Consider the following 13,274-nt stretch of genomic DNA (forward strand, 5'->3'; position numbering starts at 1 on the left):
TTTTCCGAAAGGCTTTCGCCGATGGTCGAGCACGAGGTCGAGACTTCCGCGGCAACCGCGGTGGTCGATGCCGCGCCGGCCGACCGGCGGAGCGTCGACGGGGTGCTGGCCCGGGTCCGGGCCGGCGCGGGGGAGCTGACCGGGGCGCTGCGCCGGGTGGCCGAGCACGTGCTCAGCGACCCGGAGGCGGCGGCCCGGGCCACCATCGTCGAGCTGGCCGAGCGGAGCGGCACCTCACCGGCGACCATCACCCGGTTCTGCCGGGCGATGGGCTTCGAGGGCTACGCCGACCTGCGGCTCGGCATCGCCGCCGAGACCGGCCGGGCCCGCTCGGCGGGCTGGACCGTCGACATCGGCCGGGAGATCCAGCCCGGAGACCCGCTGTCCCGGGTGCTCGACCAGATCATGGCCGCCGACACGCGGGCCATGCACGACACCGCCGCGCTGCTCGACCTGCACGAGGTGGAGCGGGCGGCGATGGCCATCGCCGGGGCGAACCGGGTGAACATCTTCGGCGCCAGCGGCAGCGCGCTGGTCGGCGAGGAGATGCAGTTCAGCCTGCACCGTATCGGGGTGGCCGCCTGGGCCTGGAGCGACGTGCACGAGGGGCTGGCCAGCGCCGCGCTGCTGGGCGTCGGCGACGTCGCGCTCGGCATCTCGCACACCGGCCAGACCCGGGAGACGATCGAGCTGCTCGCCGAGGCGGGCAGTCGCGGGGCCACCACCGTCGCGCTGACCGGCTTCCCGCGCTCGCCGCTGGCCGAGCTGGCCGACATCGTGCTGGTCACCGCCAGTCAGGCCACCACGTTCCGGCCGGACGCGCTCTCCGCCCGGCATCCGCAGCTCGTCGTGCTCGACCTGCTCTACATCGCGGTGGCGCAGCGCACCCACGACCGCGCCCACGCGGCCTTCCGGCGTACCGCCCAGGCCGTCGACGGGCACAAGGCCGCCAAGGGGGCCCACTCATGATCAGTGCCCAGCGGTACGCGGACGCCGTCCGACCGGTCCTCGACCGGCTGGTGGACAGCCAGGCGGACGCGGTGGACCGGGCGGCGGACCTGATCGCCGGCGGACTGCGTGCCGGCGGCGTCCTCCAGGCGTTCGGCGCCGGCCACTCGGAGGCGTTCGCCGCCGAGCTGGTGGCCCGCGCCGGTGGCCTGGTCCCCAGTAACCGGCTCTCCCTGCACGACCTCGTGCTGCACGGCGACGCGCCCCGCGACGTGCTCGCCGACCCCAAGCTGGAACGGGACCCGACGGTGGCGCACCGGCTGTTCGGGTTGGCGGCGCCGCAGCCCGAGGACGTGTTCGTGGTCGCCTCGCAGTCCGGCATCAACGGCTCGGTGGTCGAGCTGGCGACGCTGGTCAAACGCGGTGGCCACCCGTTGATCGCGGTCACCTCGGTCGAGCACACCGCCCGGGTCGCCTCTAGGCACCCCTCCGGGCACCGGCTCGCCGACCTCGCCGACGTCGTGCTGGACAACGGCGCGCCGTACGGCGACGCACTGCTGCCGCTCGAGGGCGGCGGCGCGGTCTGTGCGGTCTCCTCGGTCACCGCGGCGCTGCTGGCGCAGCTGCTGACCGCGGAGGTCGTACGACGGTTCCACCAGGCCGGAGAGGTGCCCCCTGTCTACCTCTCCGCCAACGTCCCCGGTGGGGACGAGCACAACAACGCCCTCGAGTCGCGGTACGCCGGGCGCCTCCGGCGAACCGCCTGACCCGACACCACAAGGAGAGACAAAGATGTCGGTTATCCCCGAGAAGTCCGACCTGAGCCGTCGGACGCTGCTCCAGCGCGCCGGCGCGGCCGGTCTGCTGGCCATCCCGGCGGCCGGTCTGCTCAGCGCCTGCGCCGGCAGTGAGCCGAGCAAGTCCGACGGCGGCGGCGCGGCCAAGAGCAAGGACAACCCGTTCGGCGTCAAGGACGGCAGCGCGGTCAAGGTGGTCGTCTTCAACGGCGGGCTGGGCGACCAGTGGGCCAAGGAGGACAAGGTCGTCTTCAACGCCAAGCACCCGAACGTCACGGTCAACATGTCTTCCACCCAGAAGATCAAGACCGAAGAGCAGCCCAAGATGGCGACCCAGCCGAGCGACCTGGTGATGAACTCGGGCGCCGACATGATGGACCGCAGCACGCTGATCAACGAGGGCGCCATCGAGCCGCTCGACGACCTGCTCACGGCGCCCGCCTGGGACGGCGAGGGCACGGTCGGCGACTCGCTGCTGCCGGGCACCGTCGGCGACGGCACCCAGAACGGCAAGTTCTACGTGGTGAACGTCGCGTACACGGTCTGGGGCAACTGGTACAACGCGGCGCTGTTCAAGAAGGAGGGCTGGACGGCGCCGACGACCTGGGACGAGTTCTTCGCCCTGGCGCCGAAGATCAAGGCCAAGGGCATGGCGCCGTACGTGCACGACGCGGCGCACGGCTACTACCCGCGCTGGGCGCTGTTCGCCAGCATCTGGAAGGCGGTCGGCAAGCAGGCCGTCGTCGACATCGACAACCTGAAGGACGGCGCCTGGAAGGCTGACGGGATCGTCGCCGCGCTGGAGCCGTGGGAGAAGCTGGTCAAGGACAAGCTGCTGCTGCCGGGCAAGCTCGACCACACCCAGTCGCAGCAGGCGTTCCTCGACGGCAAGGCGGCGTTCATCCAGGTCGGCACGTGGCTGAAGAACGAGATGGCGGCGACCATCCCGCCCGGCTTCGAGCTGACCATGTCGGACTACTGGAGCAAGGCCGGCGACAAGGCCGCCAAGGACGTCTTCGCCGCCTCCGGCGAGGGCTTCGTGGTGCCCAGCAAGGCGCCGAACAAGGAGGCCGCGAAGGAGTTCCTGCGGGCCATCCTGTCCAAGGCCGGGTCGGCGAAGTTCGCCGAGCTGACCAAGTCGCTGGCCTCCACCAAGGGCTCCGGCGACAACGTCCAGGACACGGCGCTGGCCAGCGCCAACAGCCTGGTCAAGGGCGGCAGCGGCGAGCTGATCTCGGTGAAGTTCCCGGACTTCTACGCCGACCTGGACAAGGAGAGCCAGAACCTCTCCGAGGAGCTGATGGCCGGCCGGCTCACCGCGGCGCAGTTCGTCGACAAGATGCAGGCGGCCGCCGACAAGGTCGCCAAGGACTCGTCGATCAAGAAGCAGACCCGCACCGCCTGACGCTGTTCGAGGAAGTGAGTCCAATGCGGCACGGAGTCGCGCGTTTCGTCACGGGCTTCCTGGCCCTGCCCGTCGCGCTGTACCTGTTCTACGTGGTGTGGCCGTTCGCGCAGGCGGCGGGTTACTCGCTGACCGACTGGGGTGGGTACTCGGATTCCCAGCGCTTCGTCGGGCTGGACAACTACGTCCGGCTGTTCTCCGACGAGCTGATCCGGAAGGCGTTCTGGCACAACGTGTTCTTCCTGGTCACCGTGCCGCTGTTCACGATCGCGCTGGCCCTGTTCCTCGCGTTCCTGCTCAACGTGGGCGGACGCGAGGACAGGGCCGGCATCCGCGGGGTCTTCGGCTCCGCGCTCTACAAGGTGATCTTCTTCTTCCCGCAGGTGCTGTCGCTGGTGGTCATCGCCGTGATGTGGCAGCAGATCTACCGGACCGACGGGCAGGGCCTGATCAACGGCCTGCTGATCAAGATCGGGATGGTAGACGCGGACAACCCGATCGCGTTCACCGCCGACCCGGAACCGTTTCTCGGCGTGCCGGCGGTGCTGTGGTGGCTGCTGCTCATCGCGGTGTGGAGCGGCGCCGGGTTCTACATGGTGCTCTTCTCGGCCGCCATGCAGTCGATCCCGAAGGACATCTACGAGGCCGCGATCCTCGACGGCGCGGGCCGGTTCCACACGTTCTTCAAGGTGACGCTGCCGCTGCTGCGGGACAGCATCTCGGTCGCCTGGGTCTACCTCGGTTTCATCGCGCTGGACATGTACGCGCTGGTCTTCGTCATGACGCCCAGCCAGGGCGGGCCGAACCACGCCAGCGAGATCTTCGCGTCGGTGCTCAACTTCACCGCGTTCCAGAAGGGCCAGTTCGGCTACGCCTGCGCGATGGGTGTCGCGCTGGCCATCTTCACGATCCTGCTCGCCGCCGTGCAGTTGAGGATCACCCGTCGTGACCGTATCGAGTACTGAAGGAGGCGCGGCGATGAGCACGGCGACATCCGATCTCGACCGGGCCGGACAGGCCACCAGCGGGTCCGGGGCTGCCCCCGTACGCCGGGGGGAGCGGCACCGCGGCGGAGTCGGCGCCCGGATCTTCAACGGCTTCTCCCACATCTTCCTGGTGGTCTGGGCCGTGATGGTCATCTACCCGCTGTTGTGGGTGGTGATGTCCGCGCTCAAGGACGACTCGGAGGTCATCCGCGAGCCGCTGTCCCTGATCCCGGACAAACTGCACTTCGAGAACTTCGGCCGGGCGTGGACCGAGGGGCACCTCGGCTCGTTCTTCCTGAACACCCTGCTGGTGCTGGTCGGTAGCGTCACGCTGACCATGCTGCTCGGCTCGATGGCCGCGTACGCGCTGGCGCGGTTCGAGTTCCGCGGCAACCGGCTGATCTACTACATGTTCCTGTCCGGCCTGACGCTGCCGATCTACCTGGCCGCGGTGCCGCTGTTCAAGGGCGTCTACAACACCGGGGTCAGCTTCCCGCTGCTCGGCCCGAACAAGCACGTCATGCTGATCCTGGTCTACGTGGCCTGGTCGCTGTCGTTCACGATCTTCTTCATGCACTCGTTCTTCCGGACGCTGCCCGACTCGATCGCGGAGGCGGCCTCGGTGGACGGGGCCTCGCACACCCGCACGTTCTTCAGCGTGATGCTGCCGATGGCCAAGCCGGGCCTGATCAGCATCGGCATCTTCAACGTGCTGGGCCAGTGGAACCAGTGGTACCTGCCGACGCTGCTCATGCAGTCGGTGGCCGGTGAGCCGAAGCACCAGGTCATCGCGCAGGGGCTGATCGAGTTGTCGGTCAACCAGGGCTACAAGTCCGACTGGTCCGGTTTGTTCGCCGGCGTGACCATGGCGATGCTGCCGGTGCTGATCGTGTACATCGTCTTCCAGCGCCAGGTGCAGTCCGGCCTCACCGCCGGCGTCGGCAAGTAGCCCCACGCTCGCGGGTAAGGAGGGGCCCCCTTCTAACGCGTCGCGGTGAGAAGGTGCCCCTTCTCTACCGCAGGCGTTAACAAGGGGCCCCTCCTTACCCGCGCAGCGTGTCGGTGGGGCGAGGCAGAATCGCGTCCGTGGGGGCGGTGGCGATGGTGGCGGGGGAGCGGGGCGGCGGCGTGCTGCAACCGCTGGACGGTGACGGCCGCCCCACCGGGCCGGTCGAGGAGGTGGCGGATCTCGCCGCCGCCGTCGCCGTCCGCGAGGCTGCCGAGCGGCCCCGCTGGGTGTGGGCCAGCGGGGCGGCGGTCTATCCGGCGCTGCTGCGCGCCGGCGTCCGGCTCGACCGCTGCCATGACGTCGAGCTGACCGAGACGTTGCTGCTCGGGCACGCCGGCCGCTGGGGCGAGCCTCGTGCGTTGCCCGCCGCCTGGGCCCGGCTGACCGGGGCGCCGGTCCCGCCGGACCCGACGCCCCGCCCGCCCGAGCCGCCCGGCCACGGCCAGGGCGCGCTCTTCGACCCGCCGTCCGGCCCGCCGGGCCCGGGCATCACGGCGTTGACCCGGGTGTACGCCGACCAGCTCGCCCGGATCGCCGCCACGGCCCACCCCGGCCGGTTCCGGCTCCTGGTGGCCGCCGAGTCGGCCGGCGTGCTGATCGCCGCCGAGATGGGTGCGGCCGGCCTGCCCTGGCGTGCCGACGTGCACGACGCGATCCTGGCCGAGCTGCTCGGCGAGCCGTCCCCGGTCGGCGGGCCACCCCGCCGGCTGGCCGAGCTCCAGTCCCGGATCGCCGCCGCGTTCGGCGTACGCCACCTGCACGCCGACTCGCCCGCGGAGCTGTTGCGGGCGTTCGCCCGGGCGGGGGTGGAGCTGCCGAACACCCGGGCCTGGGTGCTGCGCGGGGTGGAGCATCCGGCGGTGCCGCTGGTCCTGGAGTACAAGGAGCTGTACCGCGTCTGGACGGCACACGGCTGGGCCTGGCGCGACGCCTGGGTCTCCGGCGGCCGGTTCCACCCGGAGTACGTCCCCGGCGGCGTGGTCTCCGGCCGGTGGGCGACGCGCGGCGGCGGCGCGTTGCAGATCCCGAAGGTGATCCGACGGGCCGTGGTGGCGGACCCGGGGTGGACGTTCGTGGTGGCCGACGCCGGCCAGCTCGAACCACGGGTGCTCGCCGCGGTCTCCGGCGACGAGCGGCTGGCCGCCGCGGGCGGTGCCGGCGACCTGTACGCCGCGCTGGCCCGGGACGCGTTCGCCGGTGACCGGGCCCGGGCCAAGGTGGCGCTGCTCGGCGCCATGTACGGGCAGACCGGCGGCGCGGCGGTGCCGGCGCTGGCGGTGCTGCGGAAGAACTACCCGACCGCGTTCGGGTACGTCGAGGCCGCCGCCCGCACCGGCGAGGCGGGTGGGCTGGTCCGGTCGTGGCTGGGGCGCACCTGCCCGCCGGGCGCGGTCGGGTTCACCGACGGGGACGAGGCGGCGTCGGACGGCCCGGTGGACCCGCACGGCCCGGCCGCCCGCGCGGCCCGGTCCCGGGGGCGGTTCACCCGCAACTTCGTCATCCAGGCCACCGCTGCCGAGTGGGCGTCGACGCTGCTGGCCACGCTCCGCACCGAGCTGGCCGGCACCGCGGCCGAGCTGGTCTTCTTCCAGCACGACGAGGTGATGGTGCACTGCCCGGTCGACGAGGCGGACGCGGTCACCGAGGCGGTCTCCGCCGCCGGGGCGCGGGCCACCCGGCTGTTGTTCGGCGACACCCCGGTCCGGTTCCCGCTCGACCTGTCCACGGTGGACTGCTACGCCGACGCGGCATAGTCACACATTTTTCCGTTTTGCCCCGCTACCCGCTCGCCGCCGTGCTCGTTGGGCCCGGTGTGCGTACGACGGGACGGACCGGGCGCGGCTGTGCCCGGTCCGTCCCCCTGGTCGAGGGGGCACCGCTGAACCGGATCGCTGCAATGATCATCGCCGCGGGTGGGGGACGCCGCATCGGCGGTCCCGAGGCGCTGCTGCACCAGGGCGAGAAGCCACTGGTCCGCCGGATGATCGACACGATGACCGACGCGGGCTGCGCGCAGGTCGTGGTCGTGCTGGGCGCGGCGGCCGAGCAGGTGCGGCGGACCACCGACCTGACCGGCGCCACCGTCGTGGTCAACCGCGCCTGGGGCACCGGCGTGGGCTCCTCGATCCGGGCCGGGCTCGCCGCACTGACCGACGACGGTATCGAGGCGGTCGTCGTGGTGCCGGTGGACATGCCCGGGCTCACCGAGGTGGCGGTCCGCCGGGTGACCGCGCTGCCGTACCCGGACGTGCTGGTCTGCGCCACCTACGACGGCCTGCGCGGCTACCCGATGCTGTTCGGCCGCCGGCACTGGCCCGGCATCGCCACGCTGGCCAGCGCCGACGTCGGCGCCCGGCCCTACCTGCTGGCGCACAAGGACCAGATCGTCGACATCGCCTGCGACGCGGTGGCCGACGGCAGCCGGATCGACAGCCCGGAGCTGATGGCGCTCTACGGCCTCTCCATCCCCGAGCAGCGCATCGGCGCCTGATCGGTCCGGGAGATGTTCCTGGCCGCCCAGACCCTCGAGAGGGCGAACAAACTGGCCGGCGTGTTCGGGGTGTTCTTCGCGCTCGCCGGTGTGGGCCTGTCCGTGTACGAGCTGATCGGTGAGCCCGAGCACTGATGCCACCCCCGCCTGCCGATATTCGGCTGTGGGTGGCGGCGTTCTTCCCTAGTCTGAGCCCCCAGCCGGACCGGGCCGGACGGCGGAGCGGAGACGAACAGCGCGATGACGAGCCACCTTTACGCGATCAGTTACGACGCGCGGGAGCCGCTGCGGCTCGCGTGCTTCTGGGCGGCGTTGCTCGGCCGGGAGGTGGTCGACGACCCGCACGAGGGGGTCGCGCTGCGGCCGGACGGCGACGCCGGCCTGCGCATCCGGTTCCTGCCGACCGAGGCGCCGAAGGCCGGGCAGAACCGCATCCACCTCGACCTGACCAGCGCGTCGCCGGACGCCCAGCGGGGCACGGTCGCGCGGGCGATCGAGTTGGGCGGGCGGCACGTCGACATCGGCCAGGGCGCGGAGGAGGACCACGTGGTGCTCGCCGACCGCGAGGGCAACGAGTTCTGCGTCATCGAGGCGGGCAACAACTTCCTCGCCGGCTGCGGGTCCGTCGGCGCGGTGAACTGCGACGGTACGCAGGCGGTGGGCTACTTCTGGAGCGCGGCGTTGGATTGGCCGCTGGTCTGGGACCAGGATCAGGAGACCGCGATCCAGTCGCCGCGCGGCGGGCCGAAGGTCACCTGGAGCGGTCCGCCGCTGATGCCGAGGCACGGCCGGGACCGCGTACACCTGGATCTCGCGCCGCCGGCGGACGGCGACCGGGAGGCGGAGATCGACCGGCTGCTCTCGCTCGGGGCGGCGCGGGTCGGCCGGGGCCGGCACACCGCCGACGACGTGGTGCTGGCCGATCCGGACGGCAACGAGTTCTGCCTGCTGACGCCCCGCTGAGGCCGGCCGACGTCGAACACCTGCGAACCTGATGGCGTGGACGGTTCAGACCTGGCTCCCGCCGGCCGACGGCCCTGAGTCGTTTACGCCCTCAAGTTTGCAGGCGGTCCGAGGCCAGGTCCGGGGGCGCCGCCGCCGCGGTGATCGACCCGGCCACGCCGGGCGCGCCGCGTCGCTGCCCCGCGTCAGACCTGGATGTCGAAGCGTTGCAGCACCGAGGGCGCGACCAGGCCCAGCGCGGCGAGCACGGCCAGCACGGTCAGCGCGCCCCGCAGCACGACCGTCTCGGCCTTGCTGCCGGTGCGCAGCGCGATCTTGTTGGGCAGCCCGATCATCGTCCACATCCGCCGTCTGATCGGGATGGGCCAGAGGATCGGCACCCCGGCCCTAGTGATCATGTCGCCGAGGATGTGCACGAAGCAGCCCACGCCGACCGCGAGGCCGATCATCGGATAGCCCCGGTCGCCGGGCAGATTGGCGAACGTGAACCAGGCCGCGGCGGCGGACACCAGCGTGACCACCACCCAGCCGGCCCGCTCGGCCCACTCGTCGAAGAGCCCGCGCAACGCCAGGCCGATCATGAAGAACAGGATGCTGACCACCGCCCACTTGCCGTAGTGGGCGCAGAGCGCGGTGGTGCCCCACCCGACCAGCACGGTGAACGGCACGGTGTGGGTCAGCGTGCGGTGCCCGTTGTTGCGGCGCGGATCCTTGCTGAGCTTGGTGGCGTAGTAGACGCCGAGCGAGATCTTCTCCATCACCTCGGCGACGAAGAGGCTGAACACGCCGAACGTCCGGGCCACGGTGGCGCCGCCCTGGTTGCGGGTCACCTTGCCGGAGAGGTCGAGGTCGGGAAAGAGCGCCCCGCCCGCGCAGACCGCGGTGCCCACCGCCAGCGCCAGCGGCGTCTGGTGATAGTCGGCGAACTGGTCCAGCGCCCAGGAGCCGGTCAGCCACACCGCCGCGCCGGACAGCGCGTGGGACGGTCCCATCATCTCGGCTCGCCCTTTCCGAAGATCTTGATCGACGAAACTACGCCACTGTAGTCAGTCGGTGCGACTGCGGGACGCCACGGTCATCCCGCCGTACGGGTGGGTCGGATCGGCCGGATGCTGTCCCGGATCAGCGCGAACTGGTCCTCGGCGGCGGCCCAGTCCGCGTCCGAGGTGGTCAGGCCCAGCGTCCACCCGGCCTCCTCGCCGGGCAGCACCCGCAGCGCGTGCATGCGTTCCCCGTACGGCGCGTCCCAGCGGCACTCCCACTCCGCGCCGTCGCCGTCGGCGGCGAGCCGGACCTTGTCGTAGCCGGGGAGGCGGCCGGCGGAGGTGAGGTCCCGCTCGGCCGAGCGCAGCCGACCGACCGGATCACCACCCGGGTACGGCTCGACGCCCAGGATGCGCCGGGTGGCCGGGTCCTGGAAGCAGGTGGTGTCGCCGGAGCGGAGCTGGAGCCACCCGGCGGGCAGCGCGATGTGGAAGCCGCCGGTGTCGGCGGGCCAGACCCAGCCGGCGGGTATGGTCACCGCCGGGTCGACCGGCGGCGGGCCCTTCTGCACCGGCGTGCCGGCCACGTCGGGGCGGATGCAGGGGAACGGCGGGGGCGGCGGCCCGCCCGGACCGTTGCCGGGCGGGGGCGGTCGCTCCCAGGGCTGGCCGGGCGGCGCGCCCTGGTCGTCACCGTCCGGCTGATGCCGGTGGTCACCGTCGACGGCGAGGGCGGTGCCGACGCCGGCCAGCACCGCCAGCAACGCGGCCCCCGCGGCGAGGAGCCAGCGCCGGGTGGCCGCCCGGCGCCGGTCGCCGTCGGCGGCGTCGTCCGGCGAGCCGATGCCGCCGGTCCCGCGCCGGCCGGGCACGCCGGGCGTCAGGCCGCCGGAGGTGGCGCCGCTGTCGCCGACCAGGCCCGCCGGTGCGTTCCCTCGCGCGCGGTCGTCATGGAGCGCGCCACTGCCGGTCAGCCGGCCTGCTGCCGGGTCGACCGGGCCGCCGGAGGTGACCGGGGGCGGGCTCGTCGTGGGAGCGCCGCCGAGCCCCGGCGTGTGCACCGGGCTGGCCGCGTCGGCGCGGGCGGCCGGCCCCTCCGGGCCGGTGGGACTGCCCGGGTCCACGAAGCTGGTCAGGACCGTGGGCCCGAACCCGCCCACCGGCCGGTCCGGAGTGTCCTGGACCCGGCCGCCGCTCTCCGGCTGCTCCGGCTCGCCCGAGTGGCGCTCCCGGCCGGGCCGCGACTCCGGCTCGCCGTCGGCCGGGCGTGCCCACTCGCTGCCCAGCGCCGCCCGGCTCCACGCCCGGGCCGCCGCGGCCGGCGGCATCAGGTCCGGGTAGGCCACGGTCGGCTGGACGGCGGGGTCCGCGTCGTCCGGAGCGGCAGCCGAGCCGGCGGGTGCTCGCCGAGGCGGGCCGTCGGCCGGGCCCGGGCGGCCCGGCGCTACGGCGTCCGGCTGCGCCCGCACCTCGCCGGAGGTCGAGGGCGCCCCGGCCCGGCCGGTCGGACCCGCCGGTGGCGGCCCGGCCCCACCGTCGGGCGGAACCGGGGACCGGGCCCCGTTGGCCGGCGGGACGGCCCGTGTGCTCCCGCTCGCCGGTGGGGCGCCGCCGCCGGTTCCGCTCGCCGGCGGCTCGGCCGGGTCGGACCGGGGCACCGGCGGGACGCCGATGCTGGAGCCGCTCAGCGGTGGGACGGTGGGGGCGGGCCGGGGGACCGGCGGCACGCCGACGCCGGACCCGCTCAGCGGCGGGACGGCCGGCCCGATCCCGGACCCGCGCCCGGCTGCGGACGCGCGCCCCGATCCGGACTTGCGGCGGTCGGGCGGGAGGGGCTGGTTGGGCACGGTCGGGGCGTCGATGGCCGGCCGGGGTGGGGCGTCGGTGACCGGCTCGGCGGCGTCGGCGAGCAGCCCGGCGACGTCGTCGTGGCCGAGCCGGTGGCGCGGGTCGCGGCGCAGCAGCCCGACCAGCACCGGCATCAGCGGGCCGGCGTGCGGGGCCGGGTCCGGCGGTTGGCTGGCCAGCGCCGCCAGCGTCGCCATCGCGGTGCTGCGCGCGTACGGGGACCGGCCCTCCACGGCGGCGTGCAACGTGGCGCCGAGCGACCACAGGTCGGCCTCGATGCTGGACACGCCCTCGGCGGCGCGCTCCGGCGCGACGTACTGCGGGGAGCCGAGCACCAGCCCGGGACGGGTCATGGCGCCGTCCCCGCCCTCGAACACGGCCAGCCCGAAGTCGGTGAGCAGCACCCGGCCGTCCCGGGCCAGCAGCACGTTCGCGGGTTTCACGTCGCGGTGCAGCACACCGGCCTCGTGCGCGGCGCGCAGTGCGGCGTGCACCGCCATCCCGATCCCGGCGGCCCGCCGGGGCGGCAGCCGGCCGTCGGCCTCGATCAGCTCCTGCAACGACCGGGACGGGACGTACTCCATGATCAGCCATGGGTCGCCCTGGACCCGCACCACGTCGTAGACCCGGACCACGTTGGGGTGGTTGAGCCGCGCGGCCGTGCGCGCCTCGCGCAGCGTCCGGGCGCGCAGCTCGTCCCGCTCGTGCTCGGCCAGCCAGTTCGGTGGGACGACCTGCTTCACCGCGACCTCGCGCTGGAGCTCCTCGTCCCGGGCGCGCCAGACCTGGCCCATCCCACCGCGGCCGACCAGCTCGATCAGGCGGTATCGTCCGGCGATCACCACGTCCCGCACCGCACTCCTCACCGCTGGTCGTGGTCCACAATAGCCAACGGATCGGACGGTACCTATCCCGTCCGGGCGGGTCGCCTCAGCTCGCCGCTCCGGCCAGCAGATTTCCCTCCGGAATCGCGACCGCGGACCGGCCCCCGGCCAGCATCGCGGCGGCACGCCGGGTCTGGAACGTGTGGTGCTCCCGCCGGGCGGCGGCGTAGCTGGCGGCGGTGCGGGCCGCGATGGCCGACCAGGCGTACTGCCGGGACACCATGGCGCGCGCCTTGCGCGCCACCCGGCGGGCGAAGACCTCGTCGCCGAGTAGCCGGTCGACGGCGCCGGCCAGCGCGTCCGGGTCGCCGTGCGGGAACGTCACCCCGGTCACGCCGGGCTCGACGATCTCGGCCAACCCGCCGGTTTGCGCCACCGCGAGCGGTGCGCCGGCCGCGGCCGCCTCCAGGGCGATCATGCCGAACGGCTCGTAGAGGCTGGGGATCACGGTGGCGTCGGTGGCGGCGAGCACCGCGGGGAGCTGGGTGGCGTCCAGGAAGCCGGCGAACCGCACGGTGTCGCCGAGGCGCAGCCGGTGCGCCTGGTCGACCAGCTCGTCCTTGTACGGCCCGTCCCCGGCGATCACCACCCGCAGGCCGGGGTGCCGGTCGGCCAGGTGCGGCACGGCGTGCACCAGGTGCTGCACCCCCTTCTCGTAGACCAGCCGGCCGGCGTACCCGACCAGTGGCCCGTCACCGGCGAAGCGGGCGCGGGCGGCGGCGACCGCCTGCGGGCGGGCCCGCCAGGCGCGGTCGTCCACGCCGTTGGCCACCACGTCGATCCGGCCGGTCGGCAGCTCGAACAGCCGGGCCACCTGGTCGCGCATGTAGCCGGAGCAGGCGATCACCCGCGCGGAGGCGTTGCTCAGCCAGTGCTCGACGCCGTGGATGGTGCGGTTCATCTCCTCGGGCAGCCAGCCCTGGTGCCGGCCCGCCTCGGTGGCGTGGATGGTGGTCACCA

Annotated in this window: 12 protein-coding genes; 9 read left to right on the forward strand and 3 right to left on the reverse strand. The window is 73.4% G+C overall.

Going from position 1 to position 13,274, the window contains the following annotated elements; genetic code table 11:
* The first annotated feature begins 21 nt into the window (after nucleotides 1–21).
* The 9 genes from AB0B02_RS31155 to AB0B02_RS31195 all read left to right on the forward strand — a co-directional run bounded on the left by AB0B02_RS31155 (nucleotide 22) and on the right by AB0B02_RS31195 (nucleotide 8,599).
* Nucleotides 22–969: a MurR/RpiR family transcriptional regulator gene (locus AB0B02_RS31155; protein ID WP_281938786.1), complete on the forward strand. Its 948-nt coding sequence runs from the start codon at nucleotides 22–24 to the stop codon at nucleotides 967–969.
* The gene (locus tag AB0B02_RS31160; RefSeq protein WP_281938788.1) at nucleotides 966–1,715 is read left to right on the forward strand and encodes an SIS domain-containing protein; all 750 of its coding nucleotides are present in this window, start codon (nucleotides 966–968) and stop codon (nucleotides 1,713–1,715) included. Before AB0B02_RS31155 ends, AB0B02_RS31160 begins: the two co-directional genes overlap by 4 nt.
* Before the next feature lie 25 nt (nucleotides 1,716–1,740).
* Entirely contained in the window at nucleotides 1,741–3,150 is a 1,410-nt protein-coding gene (ngcE, locus tag AB0B02_RS31165) for an N-acetylglucosamine/diacetylchitobiose ABC transporter substrate-binding protein (RefSeq protein WP_281938789.1), read from the forward strand.
* A 23-nt stretch (nucleotides 3,151–3,173) separates the two neighbouring features.
* Nucleotides 3,174–4,115 (forward strand): sugar ABC transporter permease, encoded by a 942-nt coding sequence (locus tag AB0B02_RS31170; RefSeq protein WP_357306517.1) that lies wholly within the window; start codon nucleotides 3,174–3,176, stop codon nucleotides 4,113–4,115.
* Nucleotides 4,116–4,281: 166 nt separating this feature from the next.
* The gene (locus AB0B02_RS31175) at nucleotides 4,282–5,085 is read left to right on the forward strand and encodes a carbohydrate ABC transporter permease (RefSeq protein ID WP_308447834.1); all 804 of its coding nucleotides are present in this window, start codon (nucleotides 4,282–4,284) and stop codon (nucleotides 5,083–5,085) included.
* Between the two features lie 107 nt (nucleotides 5,086–5,192).
* Nucleotides 5,193–6,899, forward strand: coding sequence for a bifunctional 3'-5' exonuclease/DNA polymerase (locus AB0B02_RS31180; RefSeq protein WP_357306520.1), 1,707 nt, complete (start codon nucleotides 5,193–5,195; stop codon nucleotides 6,897–6,899).
* A gap of 143 nt (nucleotides 6,900–7,042) precedes the next feature.
* Entirely contained in the window at nucleotides 7,043–7,636 is a 594-nt protein-coding gene (locus tag AB0B02_RS31185; protein WP_107156896.1) for a nucleotidyltransferase family protein, read from the forward strand.
* A gap of 12 nt (nucleotides 7,637–7,648) precedes the next feature.
* A complete protein-coding gene (locus tag AB0B02_RS31190; protein WP_357306525.1) occupies nucleotides 7,649–7,771 on the forward strand; it encodes a hypothetical protein in 123 nt (40 codons plus the stop codon).
* 105 nt (nucleotides 7,772–7,876) lie between these two features.
* Nucleotides 7,877–8,599: a VOC family protein gene (locus AB0B02_RS31195; RefSeq protein WP_357306528.1), complete on the forward strand. Its 723-nt coding sequence runs from the start codon at nucleotides 7,877–7,879 to the stop codon at nucleotides 8,597–8,599.
* 185 nt (nucleotides 8,600–8,784) lie between these two features.
* On the opposite strand, the gene AB0B02_RS31200 is transcribed toward AB0B02_RS31195, so the two are convergent.
* From AB0B02_RS31200 to AB0B02_RS31210, 3 genes are all read right to left on the reverse strand, one after another.
* On the reverse strand, nucleotides 8,785–9,594 hold the full coding sequence (locus AB0B02_RS31200; RefSeq protein ID WP_281938795.1) for a metal-dependent hydrolase: 810 nt from the start codon (nucleotides 9,592–9,594) through the stop codon (nucleotides 8,785–8,787).
* 80 nt (nucleotides 9,595–9,674) lie between these two features.
* Nucleotides 9,675–12,284, reverse strand: a complete 2,610-nt coding sequence (locus AB0B02_RS31205) for a protein kinase (RefSeq protein WP_357306533.1) — start codon at nucleotides 12,282–12,284, stop codon at nucleotides 9,675–9,677.
* A 76-nt stretch (nucleotides 12,285–12,360) separates the two neighbouring features.
* Nucleotides 12,361–13,274 (reverse strand): glycosyltransferase family 4 protein (locus AB0B02_RS31210; RefSeq protein WP_357306538.1); only part of this gene is annotated, 914 nt, incomplete at its 5' end.

This window comes from Micromonospora sp. NPDC049240 (genome assembly GCF_040647835.1).
Taxonomy (GTDB): domain Bacteria; phylum Actinomycetota; class Actinomycetes; order Mycobacteriales; family Micromonosporaceae; genus Micromonospora.

Coding starts and splice junctions, on each gene's coding strand:
- AB0B02_RS31195 (WP_357306528.1), top strand. CDS start 7,877: ATGACGAGCCACCTTTACGCGATCAGTTACGACGCGCGGGAGCCGCTG.
- AB0B02_RS31155 (WP_281938786.1), top strand. CDS start 22: ATGGTCGAGCACGAGGTCGAGACTTCCGCGGCAACCGCGGTGGTCGAT.
- AB0B02_RS31175 (WP_308447834.1), top strand. CDS start 4,282: ATGGTCATCTACCCGCTGTTGTGGGTGGTGATGTCCGCGCTCAAGGAC.
- AB0B02_RS31185 (WP_107156896.1), top strand. CDS start 7,043: ATGATCATCGCCGCGGGTGGGGGACGCCGCATCGGCGGTCCCGAGGCG.
- AB0B02_RS31160 (WP_281938788.1), top strand. CDS start 966: ATGATCAGTGCCCAGCGGTACGCGGACGCCGTCCGACCGGTCCTCGAC.
- AB0B02_RS31170 (WP_357306517.1), top strand. CDS start 3,174: ATGCGGCACGGAGTCGCGCGTTTCGTCACGGGCTTCCTGGCCCTGCCC.
- ngcE (WP_281938789.1), top strand. CDS start 1,741: ATGTCGGTTATCCCCGAGAAGTCCGACCTGAGCCGTCGGACGCTGCTC.
- AB0B02_RS31190 (WP_357306525.1), top strand. CDS start 7,649: ATGTTCCTGGCCGCCCAGACCCTCGAGAGGGCGAACAAACTGGCCGGC.
- AB0B02_RS31200 (WP_281938795.1), bottom strand. CDS start 9,594: ATGATGGGACCGTCCCACGCGCTGTCCGGCGCGGCGGTGTGGCTGACC.